Genomic DNA, 20,533 nt, shown 5'->3' on the forward strand with positions numbered 1-20,533 from the left:
GCCTCTTATTGCGGCAGCACTTCCATCGTCACCGCATAAACGGCGCGGCGCAACCTGGCCTGCTTGAAGGTGGCCTTGTCGTCGCGCACCTCGGCTTCCATCCAGTACATGCCAGGCGCAGGCCACTTGACGCTGAACTTGCCGTCGGCGTCGGTGGTGGCGCTGAACTCCTGCAGCTGGTCGCGGTAGCGGATGCCGCCCGGCACCACCGACACCTTCAGGTTGGCGGCGGGCTTGCCGTCGAGCAGCAGGCGGAAGCTGGCGGTTTCGCCCGCGACCAGGTCGTTCGGGTGCGTGATCGGCGCCAGCTCCAGGCCGCGGCCGGCGATGCGCAGGCCCTTGTCGCTGGGCTTGCCGGCGGTGACGAAGGACTCGATGCGACCCTCGGCCTGCGTAACCTGCAGCTCCTGCGCGTTGGCCGGCACTTCCCTGGCGAAGTTCTCGGCCGAGCCGCGCCAGCGTTTGGTCTGGCCGTCGAGCTTGTAGCTGGCGAAGAGGCCGTTGTTGACCACCGCCACGCGGTACGTGCCCGGCTGGGTCAGGTGCAGGTCGAAGGTGCTGCGGTACTTGCCGGTGGCCGCGTTCTCGGCCTTGACGGCGCTGCCGTCGGGGGCGGTCACCTGCAGGTTGTCGAGCCGCATCGGCACGTGCTCGAAATAGAACAGGTCGTTGGAGACGGCGGCGTCCACCGTCACCCACGGATCGCTGCCGGACAGCACGGTGGCCGATGGCAGCAGCCACTGGCGGTGCGCGTGTGCGGACAGCGGCGCCAGCGCGGCGAGGGCGAGTACGGCCACGCGGGTGGCCAGGCGGGAAGGAACGGCGGACAGGATCGCGGAAGGTTTCATCGTCGGGCTCCGGAAGATTTACGGCTTCAGCTCGACGGTCACGCCACCGAGTTCGTGTTCGCCCTTGGCGCGGGCGGTCTGCGCGGATTGCGGCGGCCAGGGGAACGGCACGCGCAACAGCTCGCGCCCGCCCACTTCACGCGCGGCCTCCACCACCAGCTGGTAGTTGCCCGCCGGCACCTTGCCCAGCGGCGTCTTGCCGTCGCTGAAGCTGGCCGCGTGCTCGCCCGGCGCGCGCGTGGCGCCGGAGATGCCGTCGGCCGGCATATGCAGGTCACGGCCGGCCTTGCGCCACCACTGGCGCATGTCCTTGAGCCACTTGGTGCCTTCGCCGTCCTTGAGCTTGCCGTCGTACCAGACCGCCAGCGTCTGCACCGGGCTCTGGTCGGCGCGCTCGACCCACATCGACACATAGGGGCGGTGGTATTCGGCCACATTCAGGCGCGGGATTTCCACCTTGACGTTGAGGTCGGCGGCCAGCGCGGTCCCCGCCAGGGGAACCGCGGCCATGCCGGTCAGGGTGACGGTGAGCAGTCGGCGCATATCGAAGGAACCTCGTCAGTGAAATGCAGGAAGAAGAATGAGTCGATCAGTGGATGAACAGGATGGCGAGCAGCAACGGCACCACCAGCCCCAGCCCCACCAGCGGCCACGTCGCCACGCGTCCGCCCGCATGCAGCTTGAGCAGGAACAGGCCGGTCACGCTGAAGATCACGCACGCCAGCGCGAACACATCCAGGAACAGGCTCCACGCGGCCCCGGTATTGCGGCCCTTGTGCAGGTCGTTCAGGTAGGAGATTGCGCCGCGCGTGGTTTTTTCATACTGGGCCTCGCCGCTGTCGAGCTCGACGCTGACCCAGGCATCCCCGCCCGGGCGCGGCAGGGCCACGTAGATCTCGTCGGTCGACCATTCGGCCTCGCGCCCGCTGGCGTCGACGTCCAGCGCCTGCGCCAGCCAGTCGGCCAGCACCGTGGGTACCAGTGTCTTGTGCTCGCGCGCCTGGGCGTCAGCGACGGGCGCTTCGGCGCGCACCTTGTCGAGCAAGCGCGTAGGCATGGTGGCGTGCCGCGTCTCGACCCCAGGCCTTGCCTCGATCTGCGCCGCGTGGTTGAGCGTGAAGCCGGTGACAGCGAACAGCAGCATCCCGATCAGGCAGATCGCGGAGCTGATCCAGTGCCACTGGTGGAGATGCTTGAGCCAGAAGGCGCGGCGCTGCTGGCCGGAAGCCGGCTGGGATTCGGTCATTGCGGTGGGTCGGCGGGCACGGTGCTGGCGCGGCCTGCGGCCAGTTACTGCCTTGATGTCCTGGAAGCTTGGGCGCCGCCTTGCACGCCTGTGGCAGCAAGGGCTGTGTCATTGCCATCACAATGACCGACGCAGGAGAGAAGGATAATCGTTCGCATTTGAACGCGCAAACGAATGGCGACTGCTCAACATTACAGCGCGTTACAGGCCTTGCCGCGCCGCCGCCGCCGCAAACCCAGCGGTCGACGTCACAGCCACGCTCCAGCCGCCCACCCCACCACGCCACTCGCTACCACCACCAGCCACGGCGGCAGCTTCCACACCATCAGCGCAAGCAGTGCCAGCGCGACCAGAACGATATCGAGCGGCCCCCGCACCGCGCTGGTCCACACCGGATCCCACAGCGCCGCCAGCAACAGGCCGACCACGCCCGCATTGACGCCCGCCAGTGCCGCCTGCGCACGCCGGTTGCGGCGCAGGCTTTCCCAGAACGGCAGCGCCCCTACCACCAGCAACGCGCCGGGCAGGAAAATCGCCAGCGTGCACAGCAGCCCGCCGGCAAAGCCGGTCGGTGGCATCTGCATGGACGCGCCGAGGAAGGCGGCAAAGCTGAACAGCGGCCCCGGCATGGCCTGTGCCGCGCCATAGCCGGCCAGGAAGGTTTCCTTGCCGACCCACCCCGGTGCCACTACCGCGGCATCGAGCAGCGGCAGCACCACGTGCCCGCCGCCGAAGACCAGCGCGCCGGCGCGGTAGAAGGCATCGAACATGCGCATGGCGGGGTCGGCGACGACTTGCGCCAGCAACGGGAGCCCGGCCAGCAGCACGGCAAAAAGCGCCAGCGCCACCGCGCCGGCGCGGTGGGTGACCGGCAGGCCCAGCGGCTCATGAGCGCCGGCCAGCGTCAGCCGTACCAGCGCAACACCGGCAATTGCCGCTGCGGCCATCACGGCGAACTGGGTCCATGGGCCAGACAGCGCCAGCACGATGCCCGCGGCCACGATCATGATGACGATGCGCACAGGCCCGGTACACAGGCTGCGCGCCATGCCCCACACCGCCTGCGCGACCACCGCCACCGCCACCAGCTTCAGTCCGTGCAGCACGCCAGGCACTGCGGTCATGCCGTAGTGCGACACGGCCTGCGCAAACAGGATCATGACGAGCGCCGACGGCAGCGTGAAGCCGATCCACGCGGCGAGCGCGCCCGCATAACCGGCGCGCGCCAGCCCCAGCGCGATACCGGTCTGGCTGCTGGCCGGGCCCGGCAGGCACTGGCACAGCGCGATCACGTCGGCGTAGGCGGCTTCGCTGATCCAGCGCCGCCGGCGCACCAGTTCCTCGCGGAAGTACGCCAGGTGCGCCACCGGCCCGCCGAACGAGGTCAGCCCCAGCCGCAGGAAGACCAGGAACACGGCAAGCGGTCCGTCCTGTTGGCGGGTGTGATCGGAGGGGCTGGGCAGCGTAGCCATATCGCCTTTTGGAAGGATGCTCAGTCAATGGGAACAACGCCCGATTCTGACCGATCGCGGCACGGGCGCGAAGCGCACATCACCCGAGCGGCGCATGAAGTGATGCATACAGCACTTTGATGGCAAATGTATTAAAGGCAATCAACCACACCACGCCATGGGCGGTTTTACCCCATTTAAGTTAGTTTGCGCCCCCGCCGTTATGCCGCAGACGCACACCCATATGCCCGCTGGCCCCCGCCATACCAGCCAGTGTCGCCGACAGCTGTCACCAATGAGTGACGGCGCGATGCGTGTCGCCGTGGTCACCGATAAGCAATGCGCAGAGCGCGGAAGAAGGAGGAGTAAACACAAATGCTGGACAACCTGAGCCTGAGAAAGAAACTGCTGTTGCCGCTGGTGCTGAGCTGGATATGCCTGCTCGGCATCACGCTGTGGAACGCCTGGCATATACGCGAGCTGCGCATGGAAGAACGGCGCCTGGACCTGGCCCACGTGACCGACACCGCGTACTCCGTAGTGGCCGAGTACGAGGCGCTGGCCAAGGCCGGCAAGCTGTCGCAGGACGAGGCCAGGCAGCAGGCCATCGAGCGCGTGCGCGCGATGCGCTTCGGCGCAGACGGTTATTTCACGTTGATGCGCTCCGACACCGTGGTGGTGATGCACCCGTTCAAGACCGAGATGAACGGCAAGAACATGTCGGACATGAAAGATCCCAACGGCGTCTACCTGTTCCGCGATATCGCCGAGATCGGCAAGGGCGCCGGCAAGGGCTTCGTCCATTACCTGTGGCCCAAGCCGGGCGCCGAGGCGCCGCAGCCCAAGCTCAGCTACGTGGCCAACTTCCGCCCGTGGGACTGGAACTTTATCGCCGGACTGTACCTGGATGACATCGACGCGGCGTTCCACGCCGAGCTATTGAAGGCCCTCGGCCTGCTGCTCGCGGTCGGCGCACTGATGACGCTGGTAATGATGCGCGTCTCCGCCAGCCTGCAGAAGCAGCTCGGCGGCGAGCCGGCCACCACCGCGCATATCGCCGGGCGCATTGCCGAGGGGGACCTCGCCAGCCAGGTGGAGGTGCGCCCCGGCGACCAGCACAGCATCCTCTTTGCGATGCAGCGCATGCAGTCGCGCCTGACCGGTGCGATCGGCAGCATCCACGGCTCGGCCGATTCGATCGCGGGCGCGGCCAAGCAGATTGCCGCGGGCAACGCCGACCTGTCGCGCCGCAGCGAGGAGCAGGCCGCCTCGCTGCAGGAAACCGCCGCCAGCATGGAGCAGCTGACCAGCACCGTGCGCCAGAGCGCCGAGAACGCGCGCCAGGCCAGCCGGCTTGCAGAAGGCGCCTCCGACATCGCCGTGCGCGGCGGCACCATCGTCAGCCAGGTGGTGGATACCATGGGCGAGATCAAGGACGCCTCGGGCAAGGTGGTCGACATCATCGCCGTGATCGAAGGCATCGCCTTCCAGACCAATATCCTGGCGCTAAACGCCGCAGTGGAAGCCGCCCGCGCCGGCGAGCAAGGGCGCGGCTTTGCCGTGGTGGCCGGCGAGGTGCGCACGCTGGCGCAGCGCAGCGCCACCGCCGCCAAGGAGATCAAGGCGCTGATCGGCAACTCGGCGCAGCGCGTGGAAGACGGCGCGGTGCTGGTGGAAAGCGCCGGCAAGGCGATGGACGAGATTGTCGAGGCGGTCAAGCGCGTGACCGACCTGATGGGCGAGATGCGCGCCGCCACCGAGGAGCAGACCGGCGGCATCGAGCAGGTCAACCAGGCAGTGTCGCAGATGGACCAGATGGCGCAGCAGAACGCCGCACTGGTGGAAGAGGCCGCGGCCGCGGCGGCATCGCTGGAAGACCAGGCCGATGCGCTGCACCGCGCGGTCGGACAGTTCCGGCTGGCGGGGGCCTGAGCGCCGCCAGCGCGGCCCTATGGACTTTGTTACATGCCCGTCATACGCGCCGCGCCGCGGCGTGTATCATGAAGCGCAACCGGCCGCGTCATGTGCGGCGGGCACCGATCCAGACCACCACCGGGAGCGCACCATGATGGCATTCATTGGCACCGTGTTCGTTGGCCTCATCGTCGGACTGATCGCGCGCGCGATCAAACCCGGCGACGACAAGATGGGCTGGATCATGACCATCATCCTCGGCGTGCTGGGCTCGGTGGTAGCCGGCTATGTCGGCCGCGCCATGGGCTGGTACCAGCCGGGCGAACCCGCTGGCTGGATCGCATCGGTGATCGGTGCGATCGTGTTGCTGGTGATCTACGGCATGGTGCGCCGCAGGGGCTGACTGGCCTTGCGCACCACGGCGTCGTTGGCGTCGGCCAGGCTGGGCGTGTCGGGCTTGGAAGGCGCCGGAGGTGGCGGCGCAGGTTCGGCCGCCGATGGCCGCGCCTCCGGCCCTTGCGCCAGCGGAGAACCGGGCACGGCTTCGCCAGGCGCGGCCATGGTCGGCTGACGCGGCATGCGCAGCCCCGGCGCGGCATCGCGGCAACGCAGCAGTGCGCGGTCGCCGCCCGGCGCCATCGCCGATACCTGCGGCGCGATCGCGCGCAGCACCCTGACCGCCAGCGCGCTGGTAAAGCTGTAGCGCGCCGCGTAAGGTTCCCTGACGGTGACCACCACGGTCCCGAAGAAGCGCTCGCCCAGCGTGAACACGAACGTCGCCGAGCGGGTCACCGAACGCGACGAGATCAGGCGCCCGCCCGGCCCGTACACCTGGAAGCGCTGGTCGCCGGTGCCGGTCTTGCCCGCCACCTCCAGCGTGGTGCCATTCTGGCCCGGCACCGTGAACGCACCGCGGATCGACTTGGCGGTACCGCGTTCCACCACATCCAGCATCGAGCGCCGCGCCAGTTCGGCCACTTCGGCAGGCAGCAACCGCTTGCCCGCACCCGGCTGCAGCACGAAGCGCGTGGCGTACGGCGTCCCGTCCGCAAAGGCCAGGCTGTGCACCGCGGCGCTCTGCGTGACCACGCCGCCGGCCAGCAGGATGCCGGCGAGCTCGGCCAGCGCAGCCGGGCGGTCGCCGGCGGCGCCGATGGCACTGGCATACGACGGCGTCAGCGAATCGAACGGATAGCCCAGCCGCTGCCAGCGCCGCGCGATATGGGTGAAGGCGTCCTGCTCGAGCAGTGTGCGGATGCGGTTGTCCTGGCCGGCCTTGCTGCGCGTCTTGAACAGCCACTTGTAGACTTCCTGGCGCTCGGCGGTGCTGGCGCGCAGGATTTCCGCGAGCGTAGCGTCGGGGTGCTGGTCCAGGTACTCTACCATCCACAGTTCCAACGGGTGCACGCGTGACAGGTAGCCGCGGTCGTTCAGGTTGAACTTGTCCTTGCCGTACTTGCGGTACAGCGCCGGCAGGTCTTCCTTGGCCAGTTGCTTGTCGCCCAGGCGCGCGCGCATGATGTGGATATAGCTGGCCTCGTCCAAGTACGGCCGTGCGCTCAGCAGCGTCACCGTCATACGCACCGCGTTCAGGTGCGGAATGGTCATGCGCACCCGGCCCAGCAGCGTGTCCAGGCGCTGCGCCGAATCCTTGCCACGGTAGCGCTGGTAGAAGCTGGTCATGTAGGCGCTGCCTTCCTGGTCGGCAAAGCGCTCCAGGTATTCGCGCCGGCCGGGGGCGTAGCGGTCCTCGAACAGGTCGCCCATGTCCGGCTTGGCATGGAACATCTCGTAGCGCACGATGTCGCGCATCATGCGGATGAACACCAGGTTGACCGAGTGCTGGAAGCCGACGCGCACGGTCATGATGCGCTCGCCTTCCCAGCGCTCGAAGTTGGTGAAGCTCTGCAGGCCGCCGCCGGTGTAGAAGCCTTCACCGGCGCTGCCGGAATACTTGCGCTCCATGGCGGCCTCGAGCATCGCCATCAGCTCGCGCTCGGCGGGCTTTTGCGCCTTGGACAGGTAGTCCACCGCCCAGCGGCTGAGCGCGTCCTGGCGCGCCAGGTGCACGGCGGCCAGCTCGGCGCGGCTCATGCCGCCATAGCGGGAGTGCAGCTCGCTGATGATTTCCAGGTAGGTCACCAGCGTGCGCAGCTTGGCGGTCGAACCCAGGTTCAGGCGCGCGCCGCTGTTGATGTCGAAGGGCTGGTCGATATTGTCGGCCTGCACCCGCAACACGCTGGCGTTGCCCACGCGCTCGAACAGCGTGAAGCTCGTCGTCAGCTTCGACGGGTCGTCGTTGTCGCGCAGCAGGTTGTGGCCATACAGGCCCATGGCGCGCGCATCGGCCTTGTTGTTCACGCGCTGCAGCGTCTCGGTGACGATGCGCTGCGCCTCGCGGTTGATCGTGCTGTCCACGGTCAGGTCGAGCCGGTCCATGTCGTAGCGGCTCCCCACGCCGGTCAGCCGGGTGATATCCGCGCGCACGCGGTTGACGGCCTTGCGCGTGACGAAGGGTTCGCCCGGCAGCGCCTGGGGCGGCGCGGCCTTGGCCAGCGGTTGCGCCAGTGCCGCGTCACGCAGCTCGGCGGTAATGACGTTGTTGGCCGCCAGCAGACGCAGGTAGCTGCCGGTTAGCGCATCGAGGTTGGTATCGTCGCGGCGCAGATGGTAGGACGGGCGGCGCTGCGAGATGATCAGCGACAGCGCGCGCTTGAAGGCCTGCGCCTGGCGCGGCTCGGGCGCGCGCTGGTCCATCTCTTTCAGCAGCCGGTTGATCTGGCTGAAGTCCTCGCCGTACCAGACCCACAGCGCGTCGCCGATGCCGTTGATCTCGCCGAAGCCTTCGCGCGCCGACAGCGGCACGGTGTTCAGGTAGTCGACCACGATGCGCTCGCGCGCGCGCTGCGTGTCGGGCCCATCCAGGTAGGCGCGCAATGACGCCGACGCCATCTGGCGAAATTTTTCGGGGATCGACGCGGTGCGGCCTTCGGGCGAATGCCGGTATTTCTCGATCTGCGTGGCCAGCGTGCTGCCGCCGGGCGCGTCATGCGACTTGTCGGCCAGCCGGATCACCTGGTCGAGCACCGCGCGCGAGAGCCGGCGAAAGTCCAGCGCCGGGTTCATATTGGGATATTCCGGGTTGAGCAGGCCCTGGTTCTCGACGTACAGCAGCGAACTCACCAGCAGCGGCGGGATCGCGTTGAAATCCGCATACTGCCGCTGCGGATAGCGCTCGAACGCCAGCGTCAGTCCGTTGCAGTCGCGCAGCAAAAGGCCCGCCTGGTTCTTCTCGCGGTAGGGCGCGAACAGCCCCTGGTCCATCAGCCGCACCATGTCTGGCGACATGCGCGCCTGTTCGGCCGGCACGTAGCCGCGCTGCTCCAGCCGCTGCGCGAAACGCGGCAACAGGCCGTAGCCCATGCGCGCGTCATAGGGTCCGGAATGCGGAAAACGGATGCTGTCGCTGGCGCCCGGCTGGATCTCGAACGTCAGCTTTTGGCCGAGGCTGCCGATCAGCCGCGCCTGCCAGTGCGAATTACGCACTTCGCTTGCGACAAAGCTATACACAACATAGGCGCCTCCCGTTAGGGCGACCGCCAAGCCAGCGAAGATCCAGCCACGACGCGACACGTTTGGGCTTCCCTGTTGGGCCGGTGCAGCGCGAAGAGGTGTCTTCGCACCGGCTCGAAGCGCGATTTTCTCGCGACGCACGCACCGCGCGCGCCGCCTGTATTGATATTAGTAGGAGTAAAGCCAGCATGCAGCAACCGCGCGCAAGGTCATCGCGCCGTTGCGAACATGCCGCAACCGAGGCAGCGCTTGCGCCACATCCCAGCCCCCATGCAGCGCTGCCACCTTGCGCGATCGGGGACTATCTGGCGATCTGCGCGCGTGCCACCGGGCGCCCGCCGAACGGGTAGCCCGGGTCATTGTAGCCGTGGGTCGAGGCATGTCCCGGCGACACCAGCGCGTCGACCATCGCCTCTTCCTCGGGCGTGATGGCAACGTTCAGCGCGCCGAAATAATCCTCGAACTGCGCCAGCGTGCGCGGCCCCGCGATCACCGACGAAATGATCGGGTTGGCCAGCACCCATGCGGTGGCGAACTGCCCCGGCGTGAGCCCGCGGCCGTCGGCATGGGTCTTGAGTTGCTGCGCGATCACCAGCGATTCCTCGCGGAACTCGGTCTCCATCATGCGGCGGTCGGCGCGCCCCGCGCGCGTGCCCTGTCCCGGTGTCTGGCCGGGCGCGTACTTGCCGGTCAGCACGCCGCGCGCCACCGGGCTGTAGGGCACCACGCCCAGCCCGTAGTATTCGCACGCGGGCAGGATCTCCACCTCCGGCATCCGGTTCAGCAGGTTGTAGTACGGCTGGCATGCCACCGGCCGCGGCACGCCCAGCTCGCCGCACAGCCGTGCGATTTCCGCGATGCGCCAGCCGCGGAAGTTCGACACCGCCCAGTAGCGGATCTTGCCGCTGCGCACCAGGTCGCCCATCGCGCGCACCGCCTCTTCCAGGTTCTCGCCGGGGTAGTCGCGGTGCAGGTAGAGGATGTCGATATAGTCGGTCGCCAGCCGGTGCAGGCTGTCCTCCACCGCGCGCGCGATCCACACCCGCGAATAGTGCGAGTGGTTGGGCGCGGACTGCATCGGGTTGCCCAGCTTGGTCGCCAGCACCCAGTCGTGGCGGTTGGCGGTCAGCAGCCGCCCGACCATCTGCTCCGACGCGCCCTTGCTGTACACGTCGGCGGTATCGATGAAGTTCACGCCGTGGTCGCGCGCGCTGGCGACGATGCGGGCGGCCTCGGCCTCGTCGGTCTGGTCGGCAAACATCATGGTGCCCAGGCACAGCGGCGAAACGCGCAGGTTGCTGGCGCCGAGGCGGCGGTAGGGCATGGTGGTATCTGGCATGGCGGTTCCTTCGGTGGGCGCGGCAAGGCGCGCCGGACTATGACAAAGCGATGAAAAACCGTGGCGGGGTCGGCTGTGACCACGATCCGACATTTTGCCGGGACTTGGCCAGGCGTGCCGGCGCCGGCGCCGAACAGCGGGGCAAAATCACCGGTACTCGGGGTTTTATTACCGGCCATTCGGCGAAAGAATCCACAGAACTGGCAGGATTATGTTGCTCTCAGGGCAATTGCCAGCCCGCATGCGCGCTTCGCGCCGGTGTCAATCAGACAATGTAGCCAATTTGCTCGGAATATTCCGATTACGCCAGGCGGGACGCCCCTCGATAGTAGGGTGAAGCCAATGCTGGCAAGGCCGTGCGGGTTGCAGGCCTTGAGATAAATCTCCGCTGTCCGATAAGCATTTTCGCCACAGCAGCGATATTTTTGACATTCGGCCGGGGTCGATTTGAGTAAAATGACGCCCGCCAAAATCCCACCCCTCCGCCGTCCATTTTTCCCGCCAGCATCATGAATCGCCATGCCCTCCCTTTCGCTTCCGGCAGCCAGTGCGGCGCGCCGTTGGCCCGCGGGTGTCCGGCGTGCGCGGAAGGCGGGTGGGCATGAGCGGCAGCAACGGCGCAACGGCGCAAGGCGTGGCGGTGACCTTCGGCATCCGGGCCTGGTCGGCCTGGGCGGGCGGCCTGCACGCCGCCGACGACTGGCGCGCGTGGAGCGCCGCCCCGCACCTGCCAGCGCCGCCGTCGCAGCCCCCGGCCCTGCCGGAGATCGCGGCGATGCTGCGCCGGCGCCTGCCCGTGCTGGGGCGCGTGGCGCTGGCAGCGGCCTATGGCTGCGCGCCGGGCGATAGCGCGGCCGCAGTGCCGGCGGTGTTTGCCTCGCGCCACGGCGATACCGGGCGGCTGGTGACGATGCTCAGCGAACTGGCGGCCGGCGAACCACTGTCGCCGGCCGCGTTCGGGCTGTCGGTGCACAACGCCATCGGCGCGCTGCGCTCGATCGACCTGGCCGATACCGGCAACCTGCTGGCCGTGTCCGCCGGGCGCGATACCGTGGAGACGGCGCTGCTCGAAGCCTGCAGCCTGCTCGCGGACGGCGCGCCCGAAGTGATGCTGGTCCACTATGACGAACCCGTGGCCGCGCCCTACGCCGCATTCGCGGACGAACCTGCCTGCCTGTACGGCTGGTGCTGGCGCCTCGGCGCGCCGCGCGCGGGCGAACCCTGCTACACGCTGACGCTCGCGGATGCACCCGCGGCGGCAGTGCCGGCGCCGCAACTGCCGCACGGGTTGGACGTACTGCGCTTCATGCTGGCCGGCGACGCGCAGTTGTGGCATCGGGGCGAGCATGCCGGCTGGCAGTGGCAGCGCCATGGTTGAGCGCGATGGTTGAGAGAATGGAACGCGCCTGGCGCGTCTGCGCCACCGGGCTGTGCTTTTCCGGCTTCGGGCTGGGCGGGCTGGTGCTGCGAGTGCTGGTGTTCCCGGCGCTCGCGCTGGCGCCATGGAGCGCGGCGCGGCGCCAGCGCATCTGCAAGAACGTGATCCACCACGCGTTCCGGCTGTTCCTGTGGCTGATGTGCACGGTGGGCGTGATCCGCTATGAGGTGCGCAATGCGCAGCGCCTGCAGCGCGAAGGGCTGCTGATCGTGGCCAACCACCCGTCGCTGATCGACGTGGTGTTCCTGATCGCGCTGACGCGCCGTGCCGACTGCGTGGTCAAGGCGGGGCTGGCGCGCAACCCGTTCACGCGCGGGCCGGTGCTGGCCACCGGCTATGTGCAGAACGATTCGGGCGCGCAGATGGTGCAGGACTGCATTGCCTCGCTGCGCGCGGGCAACAACCTCGTGATCTTTCCGGAGGGCACGCGCACCCCGGCCGACGGCAGCCTGCGGCTGCAGCGCGGCGCCGCCAATATCGCGGTGCGCGGCGGCTTTGCGCTGACGCCGGTGGTGATCCGCTGCGAGCCGCCCACGCTGCGCAAGGGCGAGAAGTGGTACCGCGTGCCGGTACGCAGGCCGCGCTACGTCATCGACGTGCGCGAAGACATAGACACCCGGCAGCTGGCGAAAGCCGGCGCCGACGACGCCATGGCCGTACGCGAGGTCACGCTGGCGCTGACCGATTATTTTTCCAGGGAGATTTGCCGTGCAGGCGCTTGAACAAGAAATCAAAGAACTGATCGTCTCGTCGCTGTCGCTGGAGGAAGTGGCACCCGCAGACATCGACACCGATGCGCCGCTGTTCGTCGAAGGACTGGGCCTGGATTCGATCGATGCGCTCGAACTCGGCCTGGCGCTGCAGAAGCGCTTTGGCGTCTCGATGAGCGGCGACAAGGAAGCGGTGCGCGCCCGTTTTGCCAGCGTTGCCACGCTGGCGGCGTTCGTCACCGCGCATCGCGCCGAACAGGCTTCGGCCTGAGTACGCCCCTGGTATCCGATTCTTTCAAGCTGGTAGGCATGGCCATGACCCACGACGAAATCTTTGCGCGCGTTTCGGCAGTCCTGCAGGACTCCTTTGAAATCGACGCCGACCGCATCCGGCCGGAAGCCCGGCTCTATGAAGACCTGGACATCGACAGCATCGACGCCGTCGACCTGCTGGTCAAGCTCAAGCCGATGCTGGACAAGCCGCTCAAGCCCGAGCAATTCAAATCCGTGCGCACCATCCAGGACGTGGTGCAGGCGCTGGCGCTGCTGATCGACTCCGATTCCGCTGCGACGGCCTGATGTCGTGGCGCAACTGGGCTCTGGGTGCGCTGACGCTGTGCTACCCGGTGGCGGTCTATGTCGGGCTGCAATACTGGCCGCCGCGCATGGTGGCATTGCTGCTGGTCGCGCTGATGCTGCTGCGCCTGGCCGCGGTGCGGCACGCCGGCTGGCGCCCGCTGGCGCTGGTCGCGGGTGCGATCGCGCTGGCGGTGCTCGCCTCCGGCGAGGCGATGCCGCTCAAGCTCTACCCGGCGCTGGTCAATGCGGTGCTGCTGGCCGTGTTCGGCTGGAGCCTGTGGCGCCCGCCCAGCGTGGTGGAGCGCCTGGCCCGGCTGCGCGAGCCTGACCTGCCGCAGACGGGCGTGGCCTACACGCGCAAGGTCACCGCGGCGTGGTGCCTGTTCTTCTGCTGGAACGGGGCGATCGCGCTGGCGACCGCGTGGTTTGCCAGCGATCGCGTGTGGGCGCTCTATAACGGCGTCATCGCCTATGTGCTGATCGGCACGATGTTCGCTGGCGAGTGGCTGGTGCGTCGGCAGGTCATGGCAGGGAGCCGTCATGACTGAGTGGACGGGTATCCGCGGCGCGATGGCCGCCCTTGCCCGCCGCGTCGCGCAGCCCGGCGCGGATGCCGACGCCGCCCGCCTGCTGGCGCGCGCGGGTGCGTGGCGCGCGGCCTTTGCCGCGGCGCCGGGCGAGCGCTGGGCCATCCATATCGACTCCACGCAGGAATTCGCCGCCGCCCTGTTCGGTGCCTGGCACGCGGGCAAGCACGTGGTGCTGCCCGGCGACATGCGCCCGGACACGCTGCTGGCGCTGCGCGTGCACACCGACGGCTGGGCCGGCGAACTGCCCCAGGGGTTGCAGCCGCGGGACCTCGACGGCGATGCCGGCGCTTGGCCGCCGCTGTTGCCCGACGATACCAGCGTCACGCTGTTCACGTCCGGCTCCACCGGGGCACCCGAAGCCATCCATAAGCGGCTGGCGCAGCTCGATGCGGAAACCGCCGCGCTGCAAGCCGCCTTCGGCGCACAACTGCCGCGTGACGTCCGCCTGCTGGCCACGGTTTCGCACCAGCATATCTACGGCCTGCTGTTCTGCGTGCTGTGGCCGCTGGCGGCCGGCCGCGCGCTGCCGCAGGTGCGCCTCGCCTTCCATGAAGAAGTCGTCGCCGCGTGCGGCGACGCGCCGGTAGTGCTGGTCAGCAGCCCCGCGCACCTGCGCCGCATGCCTGAATCGTTGGACTGGTCGGCGGCCCGCGCGGCGGTGTGCGCCGTGTTCTCCTCGGGTGGGCCGTTGCCGCCCACGGCGGCGGACGACGCGCTGCGCCACCTCGGCCAGTCACCCATCGAAGTCTTCGGCAGTTCCGAAACCGGCGGCATCGCCTGGCGCCAGCGCGCACGCCAGCAGGACCGCTGGACAGCCCTGCCCGGCGTGGCATGGCGCCTGCAGGACGGCTTCCTGGCGGTGCGCTCGGCACACCTGCCCAATGACGACTGGCATGTTTGCGCGGACCGTGCGCTGGCCGACGGCGAACAGGGCTTCGTGCTGGCCGGGCGCGCCGACCGCGTCGCCAAAATCGAAGAGAAGCGCGTGTCGCTGACCCGCATCGAGCAGGCGCTGGCGGCCTCGCCGCTGGTGCAGGACGCGCGCGCGGTATTGGTGGACCTCGATGTCGGCACGCGCGTGGCCGCGGCCGTGGTGCTGGCAGAAGCCGGCGCCGCCATGCTCGCTGATGCCGGCCGGCCCGCGGTAATCGCCGCGCTGAAAGCGGCATTGGCCGACGGCGTCGATCCGCTCGCGCTGCCGCGGCGCTGGCACCTGGCCATCGAGGCGCTGCCCTGCAACGCGCAGGGCAAGACCACCGAGGCGATGCTGCGCGACCTGTTCCACCAGACCCTGCCGCGCGCGGTCTGGATCGAGGGCAGCGACAACACCGCCGTGGCCACGCTGGACGTCGGCGAACACCTGGCGATCTTCGACGGGCATTTCCCCGGCACCCCGATCGTGCCCGGCGTGGCGCAGATCGACTGGGTCATGACGCTGGCGCCGCAGCGCCTGCCGGTGCCGGCGCGCGAGCGTTTCCTGCGGCTGGACGTGCTCAAGTTCCAGGGTGTGATCCGCCCCGGCAGCCAGGTGCGGCTGGACCTGGAATGGCTGCCGGCCAAGGCCGCGCTGGCGTTCCGGCTGACCTCCGCGGCAGGCCCGCACGCCAGCGGCCGCATCATCTTCAGGAGCGAGCATGGCTGACGCCGACTTCCGTCCGGTGGTACTGGTGCCGGTCTACAACCACGAGCGCGCCATCGGCGCCATGGTGGATGCGATCCTGGCGCACCCGGTGCCCTGCCTGCTGGTCGACGATGGCAGCAATGCCGAATGCGCCGCCGTGCTGCGCGAGCTCGCCGCGCGCCCGGACGGCCGCGTCACGCTGGTCAGGCTCGGACAGAACCAGGGCAAGGGCGGGGCCGTGATGGCCGGCTTCGAGGCCGCCTGGCGCGCGGGCTACACCCACGCGCTGCAGATCGACGCGGACGGCCAGCACGATGCCGGCTGCATCCCCGCCTTTCTCGATATGGCGCAGCGCAATCCGGCGGCAATGGTGTGCGGCAACCCCATCTACGACGCCTCGGTGCCGCGCGCGCGGCTGATCGGGCGCTACCTGACGCACGTGTGGGTCTGGGTCCATACGCTGTCGTTCACGGTGCGCGATTCGATGTGCGGGCTGCGCGTCTATCCGCTCGCCGACGTGGTGCCGCTGACGCGCGCCGCGCGCATCGGGCCGCGCATGGAGTTCGATATCGAGATCCTGGTACGGCTGGTCTGGCGCGGCGTGCGCATCATCAATATCCCGACGCCAGTGACCTATCCCAGCGACGGCGTCTCGCACTTCCGCGTCTGGCGCGACAACCTGCGTATTTCGTGGATGCATACGCGACTGTTCTTCGGCATGCTGTGGCGCCTCCCCGTACTGATGGGACGCAAGCTGGCATGAGCACGACCGCACCCGGCGCGGCTTCGCCCGCAAGCACTCCCGCGCGCCACTGGAGCCGCATCGGCGAGGCCACCTGCGTGTGGGGCGTGTGGTGCCTGTACACCATCCACCGGCTGTTCGGGCGGCTGGCGTTCCGCGCGGTGCTGTACCCGGTGGTCACCTACTACTGGCTCGCGCATGGCGCGGCGCGCCGCGCCTCGCTCGACTACCTGCGGCGCATGCATCGCGCCACCGGCGCGCAAGGCCCGCTGCCAGGTGCGCGCCATACGCTGCGCCACCTGTACGCGTTCGCCGACACGCTGCTCGACAAGCTGCTGGCAATCGGCGGCCGCTATGCCTTCGGCAACGTCACGCGCGAAGGCGCCGAGGTGATGCTGCGCCAGATCGAGAGCGGCCAGGGCGGCATCATCGTCACCGCGCATATGGGCTGCCTGGAGCTGTGCCGCGTGCTGGCCCGCCATCGCGCCGGCCTGCGCCTGACGGTGCTGGTGCATACCGCGCATGCGCAGCGTTTCAACCGTATCCTGGCCCGGCTCGATCCGGGCTCGACGCTGCAGCTGTACCAGGTCGACGAGATCTCGCCGGCCACCGCGCAGGAACTGGCCGACAAGGTCCGCGCCGGCGAATTCGTCGCCATTGCCGGCGACCGCGCGCCGGCCCACGGCGGGCGCGCCGTCAGCGTCCCGTTCCTGGGTGCGCCGGCGCGCTTCCCGGTGGGCCCCTATGTGCTGGCCGCGCTGATGGACTGCCCGCTGTTCGCGATGGGCTGCATCCGCCACGGCGACGGCCACCTGCTGCGTTTTACCGAACTGGCACGCGCAGTGCGCCTGCCGCGCGCCGGCCGCGCCGAAGCGCTGACCGGCTATGCCACCGCCTATGCCGACTGGCTCGCGCAACTGCTGGTGCTGTCGCCGTACGACTGGTTCAACTTCTACGATTTCTGGGCCGCCCCGGACAACACGCCCGGGCGCACGCGCTGAGCCCGCGATCGACCCTCACAGTGCCATGACCCCAGACCTCAGCCACGAGATCACCCTCAGCCCGGCCTTCCACGACCTCGACCCGATGGACGTGGTGTGGCACGGCAACTATGTGCGCTACCTGGAGCAAGCGCGCTGCGCGCTGCTGGCGCGGTTCCAGTACGACTACCCCGCGATGCGCGATTCCGGCTATGCGTGGCCGTTGGTGGATCTGCGCCTGCGCTATGTGCGCCCGCTGGTCTACGGCCAGGCCGTGATCGTGCGCGCCACCATTGTCGAGTGGGAGAACCGGCTCAAGATCGACTACGTGCTGCGCGATGCCGCCACCGGCGAGCGCCTGACCAAGGGCTATTCGGTGCAGGTGGCAGTGGACATGCGCACCGGCGAGATGTGCTACGAGTGCCCGCCGGTGCTGTGGGAGCGCCTGGGGGTCAAGCCATGAAGCGCCGCACCTTGCTGGCCGCCCTCGCGGCGCTTGCCTGCCTGCCGGCGTTGCCGGTACAGGCTGCCGATACGCTCGGCGCCATCGCCGCGCGGCTGGCCGATGCGCCGGTGATCCGCGGCCGCTTCGAGCAGAAGCGTCAGCTTGCGGGCTTTACCAATCCGCTGGTCTCGCGCGGCGACTTCGTGCTGGCACGCGAACGCGGGCTGGCCTGGACCACGCGCGAGCCGATCGTGTCGAGCCTGCTGGTGACACCAAAGGAACTGGTGGTGCGCGGCGCCGACGGCCAGGTGCAGCAGCGGCTGGCCGCCGACGAGCAGCCGGCGATGCGTCTGGTCGGCGAATCGATGATCGCGGTGCTGCGCGGCGACCTGTCGGCGTTGTCGAAGCGCTTTGCACTGGATGCGAAGCTCGCTGGCAAGGACGGCTGGGCGCTGACGCTGACACCGACCGACAGCGGCATCCGGCGCGCCTTTGCCCGCATCGAGCTGAGCGGCGACCGCTTCGTGCGCAGCATCCGACTGGAGGAAGCGGGCGGCGATGCCACCCAGATCCGTTTGATCGAGCCGGTGGCGGCGCCAAAGCTCTCCGCCGCGGAGGCCCAGCGCTTTGAGTGATTCCGCCAACCGCGTTCCCGTCCGTGCCCGCGCCGGCCTGGCGGGCATGGCGCCGCTGGCCCGTGTGCTGGCGTTCGCCTGGCTGCTGGCCGTGCTGGCGCTGGCCTTGCACCAGGCCAGCTTCTGGCGCAGCGCGCGCATCGATACCGACGTGATGGTGCTGCTGCCCGGCAGCGAGCGCGCCGCCACCGCCGACCGCGTGCTGCGCCAGCTGGCCGACGGCGTCTCGCGCGAGATCATCGTGCTGGTCGGCGCGCCCGACTGGCAGCAGGCAAAGACGGCCGCGCAGCGCTTCGGCCAGGCCACCGGCGCGCATCCCGAGCTGCTGCGCCCGGTCGACAAGATCGCCGCCTTTGACTTCGACGCTGCGCTGTCCTTCTACCGCCCCTGGCGCGACCACCTGCTGACCGACGCGCAGCGCACCATGCTCGGCCGCACCGATGCCGACACGCTGGCGCAGCAGGCGCTGGCGCGGCTGTACCAGTTCTCGGCCGGCACCAGCCTGTCGGGCTGGTCGGCCGATCCGCTGGGGCTGTGGCAGGGCTGGTGGCTGTCGCGCGCGGACCTGACCCGCGTGCGCGAGCACGACGGGCTGGCGGCATTCTCCGCCGAAGGCATGCACTGGGTGCTGCTGACCTATCGCATCAGCAAACCCGCGTTCTCGGTCAGCGGCGATACCGACTACGGCGACCTGCTGGCAAGCGCCAATGCCAGCGCGCGCCAGGGACAAGACGCGGTGCGCGTGGTGATGGCCGGCATCCCGCTGCACGCCGAGGCGGCGGCGGCGCAGGCCAGCTTCGAGATGAACGTGATCGGCCTGGGCTCGCTGGCGGCGGTGCTGCTGCTGGTGTGGCTGGCCTTTCGCTCGCTGCGCCCGATCGTGCTGGTGGCGCTGTCACTGTTGATCGGCACCGCGGCGGCGATCTCCATGACCGCCGCCGTGTTCGACCGCGTCCACCTGATCACGCTGGTGTTCGGGGCCAGCCTGGTCGGCGTGGCCGAGGACTACGGCATCCATTACTTCGTGACGCGGCAGGCTGATGGCCGGCGCGCGCCGGCGGGCGTGATGCGCCGGTTGCTGCCGGGCATGACGTTGGCGCTGTCGACCAGCGTGGTCGCCTACCTTGCGCTGGGCATCGCACCGTTCCCGGGGCTGCGGCAGATGGCGCTGTTCTCCGCCGTGGGCCTGGTCGCGGCGTTCCTGACGGTGGTGCTGTGGTTCCCGCTGCTCGATCGTGGCAGCCTGCGACCGACGCGGCTGTCGGCGTGGCTGGCCGACAGCCTGGCGCGCTGGCCGCGCGCACTTGCGGATCGCCGCACGCTAATTCTGGCTGCGGGGCTCGCCGCCTTTATCATTCCGGGCCTGCTGCAAGTGAAGGTGGTGGACGACGTGCGCCAGCTGCAAAGCTCGCCCCCAGCGCTGATCGAAGCCCAGCGCACCGCCGGCCGCCTGCTCGGCAGCCCCAGCCCGGCGCAGTTCCTGCTGGTGCGCGGCGCTTCCGCCGATGAGGTGCTGCAGCGCGAGGAGGCCGCCAAGGCGGCGCTGGCTGGCATCATGGCGGACGGCGGCATCGACGGCTTTGTCGCGCTGTCCGACTGGGTGCCCTCGGCGGCACGCCAGCGCGCGGACGCGGCACTGGTGTCGACGCTGGAGGCGCAGGTGCGCGAGCGCGTCGCACACGTCACCGGCACTTCGCCCGGCCTGGTCGCCGGCGCGGAGATGGCCGGCCCCGATGAAGTGCTGACCTTGCCCACGTGGCAGGCCCAGCCGGTCTCGGAGGCCCTGCGCCACCTGTGGGTGGGCCGCGAAGGCAAGGACGGCAATTACGCCAGCGTGATGTTGCTGCGCGGCCTGGACGACCCGAAGACCATGCCCAGGGTGCAGGCCGCCGTGGCCGGCGTGGCGGGAGTCGAATGGGTTGACCGGGTGGCGGACCTGTCCGGCTTGCTGCACCATTACCGCGTGCTGATGACCTGGCTGCTGCTGGCCGGCGCCGCCGCGGTCTCGGTGCTGCTGGCGTGGCGTTACGGCCGCGCCGCCTGGCGCGCGCTGGTGCCGACCCTGCTGGCGGCGCTGTTCAGCGTGGCGCTGCTAGGCTGGCTGCACGTGCCGCTGCAGCTGTTCCCGGTGCTGGCGCTGGCACTGCTGCTGGGCGTCGGCGTCGACTACGGCATCTTCCTGCTGGAGCACCCCGGTGATGGCGTATCGTGGACGGCGATCGTGCTGGGCGCGGCGAGTACGCTGCTCGCTTTCGGCCTGCTGGCGCTGTCGTCCACGCCGGCGCTGCATGCCTTCGGCGTCACCATGCTGGCCGGCGTCGGCGCGGTCTGGGTGCTATCGCCCTGGTTCCGGCCGCTGGCGCAGGAAGGAAATTCGCATGGCGGGCACTGAGCCACGAGCCTGGCGCCGTCATCTCGCAGT

19 protein-coding genes are annotated in these 20,533 nt (G+C 69.1%); 13 read left to right on the forward strand and 6 right to left on the reverse strand.

The genetic code is table 11. The features are described 5' to 3' along the window. Positions 1–5 precede the first annotated feature (5 nt). The 4 genes from K307_RS18625 to chrA form a co-directional block, all read right to left on the reverse strand. Complete coding sequence (locus K307_RS18625; RefSeq protein WP_042880299.1) at positions 6–848, reverse strand: DUF4198 domain-containing protein; 843 nt, start codon at positions 846–848, stop codon at positions 6–8. Between the two features lie 18 nt (positions 849–866). Next, on the reverse strand, positions 867–1,391 hold the full coding sequence (locus tag K307_RS18630) for a DUF2271 domain-containing protein (RefSeq protein ID WP_042880302.1): 525 nt from the start codon (positions 1,389–1,391) through the stop codon (positions 867–869). A 46-nt stretch (positions 1,392–1,437) separates the two neighbouring features. Beyond that, positions 1,438–2,094 carry a PepSY-associated TM helix domain-containing protein gene (locus tag K307_RS18635; protein WP_042880303.1) on the reverse strand — a complete coding sequence of 219 codons (657 nt, stop codon included), beginning with the start codon at positions 2,092–2,094 and terminating at the stop codon, positions 1,438–1,440. 248 nt (positions 2,095–2,342) lie between these two features. Next, on the reverse strand, positions 2,343–3,566 hold the full coding sequence (gene chrA, locus K307_RS18640; protein WP_042880305.1) for a chromate efflux transporter: 1,224 nt from the start codon (positions 3,564–3,566) through the stop codon (positions 2,343–2,345). A 354-nt stretch (positions 3,567–3,920) separates the two neighbouring features. Between chrA and K307_RS18645 the strand changes: the two genes are divergently transcribed. Both K307_RS18645 and K307_RS18650 read left to right on the forward strand, forming a co-directional pair. Continuing rightward, on the forward strand, positions 3,921–5,477 hold the full coding sequence (locus K307_RS18645; RefSeq protein WP_042880308.1) for a methyl-accepting chemotaxis protein: 1,557 nt from the start codon (positions 3,921–3,923) through the stop codon (positions 5,475–5,477). 133 nt (positions 5,478–5,610) lie between these two features. Beyond that, positions 5,611–5,862 carry a GlsB/YeaQ/YmgE family stress response membrane protein gene (locus K307_RS18650; RefSeq protein WP_042882284.1) on the forward strand — a complete coding sequence of 84 codons (252 nt, stop codon included), beginning with the start codon at positions 5,611–5,613 and terminating at the stop codon, positions 5,860–5,862. Here the strand turns inward: K307_RS18650 and K307_RS18655 are convergent. Beyond that, entirely contained in the window at positions 5,835–9,092 is a 3,258-nt protein-coding gene (locus tag K307_RS18655) for a transglycosylase domain-containing protein (protein WP_042880310.1), read from the reverse strand. The two genes, K307_RS18650 and K307_RS18655, sit on opposite strands and share 28 nt — an antisense overlap. A gap of 241 nt (positions 9,093–9,333) precedes the next feature. Continuing rightward, positions 9,334–10,371 (reverse strand): aldo/keto reductase, encoded by a 1,038-nt coding sequence (locus K307_RS18660; RefSeq protein ID WP_042880311.1) that lies wholly within the window; start codon positions 10,369–10,371, stop codon positions 9,334–9,336. Between the two features lie 601 nt (positions 10,372–10,972). Here K307_RS18660 and K307_RS18665 point away from each other — a divergent pair. From K307_RS18665 to K307_RS18715, 11 genes are read left to right on the forward strand one after another with little or no spacing between them, the layout of a single operon-like run. Beyond that, positions 10,973–11,749 (forward strand): beta-ketoacyl synthase chain length factor, encoded by a 777-nt coding sequence (locus K307_RS18665; protein WP_051974963.1) that lies wholly within the window; start codon positions 10,973–10,975, stop codon positions 11,747–11,749. A 5-nt stretch (positions 11,750–11,754) separates the two neighbouring features. Further along, entirely contained in the window at positions 11,755–12,531 is a 777-nt protein-coding gene (locus K307_RS18670) for a lysophospholipid acyltransferase family protein (RefSeq protein ID WP_042880313.1), read from the forward strand. Continuing rightward, positions 12,518–12,790 carry a phosphopantetheine-binding protein gene (locus K307_RS18675; RefSeq protein ID WP_042880315.1) on the forward strand — a complete coding sequence of 91 codons (273 nt, stop codon included), beginning with the start codon at positions 12,518–12,520 and terminating at the stop codon, positions 12,788–12,790. The genes K307_RS18670 and K307_RS18675 overlap by 14 nt, the downstream gene beginning before the upstream one ends. A gap of 44 nt (positions 12,791–12,834) precedes the next feature. Further along, positions 12,835–13,098: an acyl carrier protein gene (locus tag K307_RS18680; RefSeq protein WP_042880317.1), complete on the forward strand. Its 264-nt coding sequence runs from the start codon at positions 12,835–12,837 to the stop codon at positions 13,096–13,098. After that, positions 13,098–13,646 (forward strand): membrane protein, encoded by a 549-nt coding sequence (locus K307_RS18685; RefSeq protein ID WP_042880319.1) that lies wholly within the window; start codon positions 13,098–13,100, stop codon positions 13,644–13,646. The genes K307_RS18680 and K307_RS18685 overlap by 1 nt, the downstream gene beginning before the upstream one ends. Continuing rightward, a complete protein-coding gene (locus K307_RS18690) occupies positions 13,639–15,330 on the forward strand; it encodes an AMP-binding protein (RefSeq protein ID WP_042880321.1) in 1,692 nt (563 codons plus the stop codon). The genes K307_RS18685 and K307_RS18690 overlap by 8 nt, the downstream gene beginning before the upstream one ends. Further along, entirely contained in the window at positions 15,323–16,072 is a 750-nt protein-coding gene (locus K307_RS18695; protein ID WP_042880323.1) for a glycosyltransferase family 2 protein, read from the forward strand. Before K307_RS18690 ends, K307_RS18695 begins: the two co-directional genes overlap by 8 nt. Then, positions 16,069–17,052 (forward strand): acyltransferase, encoded by a 984-nt coding sequence (locus K307_RS18700; protein ID WP_042880326.1) that lies wholly within the window; start codon positions 16,069–16,071, stop codon positions 17,050–17,052. Before K307_RS18695 ends, K307_RS18700 begins: the two co-directional genes overlap by 4 nt. A 25-nt stretch (positions 17,053–17,077) precedes the next feature. Then, positions 17,078–17,494 (forward strand): acyl-CoA thioesterase, encoded by a 417-nt coding sequence (locus K307_RS18705; RefSeq protein ID WP_042880327.1) that lies wholly within the window; start codon positions 17,078–17,080, stop codon positions 17,492–17,494. Then, positions 17,491–18,111, forward strand: a complete 621-nt coding sequence (locus tag K307_RS18710; RefSeq protein WP_042880328.1) for an outer membrane lipoprotein carrier protein LolA — start codon at positions 17,491–17,493, stop codon at positions 18,109–18,111. Before K307_RS18705 ends, K307_RS18710 begins: the two co-directional genes overlap by 4 nt. Continuing rightward, the gene (locus tag K307_RS18715; RefSeq protein ID WP_230625747.1) at positions 18,104–20,503 is read left to right on the forward strand and encodes an MMPL family transporter; all 2,400 of its coding nucleotides are present in this window, start codon (positions 18,104–18,106) and stop codon (positions 20,501–20,503) included. Before K307_RS18710 ends, K307_RS18715 begins: the two co-directional genes overlap by 8 nt. The last annotated feature ends 30 nt before the right edge of the window (positions 20,504–20,533 follow it).

It is taken from the genome of Cupriavidus necator A5-1, from assembly GCF_000744095.1.
Taxonomy (GTDB): domain Bacteria; phylum Pseudomonadota; class Gammaproteobacteria; order Burkholderiales; family Burkholderiaceae; genus Cupriavidus; species Cupriavidus necator_A.

Coding starts and splice junctions, on each gene's coding strand:
- K307_RS18625 (WP_042880299.1), bottom strand. CDS start 848: ATGAAACCTTCCGCGATCCTGTCCGCCGTTCCTTCCCGCCTGGCCACC.
- K307_RS18630 (WP_042880302.1), bottom strand. CDS start 1,391: ATGCGCCGACTGCTCACCGTCACCCTGACCGGCATGGCCGCGGTTCCC.
- K307_RS18635 (WP_042880303.1), bottom strand. CDS start 2,094: ATGACCGAATCCCAGCCGGCTTCCGGCCAGCAGCGCCGCGCCTTCTGG.
- chrA (WP_042880305.1), bottom strand. CDS start 3,566: ATGGCTACGCTGCCCAGCCCCTCCGATCACACCCGCCAACAGGACGGA.
- K307_RS18645 (WP_042880308.1), top strand. CDS start 3,921: ATGCTGGACAACCTGAGCCTGAGAAAGAAACTGCTGTTGCCGCTGGTG.
- K307_RS18650 (WP_042882284.1), top strand. CDS start 5,611: ATGATGGCATTCATTGGCACCGTGTTCGTTGGCCTCATCGTCGGACTG.
- K307_RS18660 (WP_042880311.1), bottom strand. CDS start 10,371: ATGCCAGATACCACCATGCCCTACCGCCGCCTCGGCGCCAGCAACCTG.
- K307_RS18665 (WP_051974963.1), top strand. CDS start 10,973: ATGAGCGGCAGCAACGGCGCAACGGCGCAAGGCGTGGCGGTGACCTTC.
- K307_RS18670 (WP_042880313.1), top strand. CDS start 11,755: ATGGTTGAGAGAATGGAACGCGCCTGGCGCGTCTGCGCCACCGGGCTG.
- K307_RS18680 (WP_042880317.1), top strand. CDS start 12,835: ATGACCCACGACGAAATCTTTGCGCGCGTTTCGGCAGTCCTGCAGGAC.
- K307_RS18685 (WP_042880319.1), top strand. CDS start 13,098: ATGTCGTGGCGCAACTGGGCTCTGGGTGCGCTGACGCTGTGCTACCCG.
- K307_RS18690 (WP_042880321.1), top strand. CDS start 13,639: ATGACTGAGTGGACGGGTATCCGCGGCGCGATGGCCGCCCTTGCCCGC.
- K307_RS18695 (WP_042880323.1), top strand. CDS start 15,323: ATGGCTGACGCCGACTTCCGTCCGGTGGTACTGGTGCCGGTCTACAAC.
- K307_RS18700 (WP_042880326.1), top strand. CDS start 16,069: ATGAGCACGACCGCACCCGGCGCGGCTTCGCCCGCAAGCACTCCCGCG.
- K307_RS18705 (WP_042880327.1), top strand. CDS start 17,078: ATGACCCCAGACCTCAGCCACGAGATCACCCTCAGCCCGGCCTTCCAC.
- K307_RS18710 (WP_042880328.1), top strand. CDS start 17,491: ATGAAGCGCCGCACCTTGCTGGCCGCCCTCGCGGCGCTTGCCTGCCTG.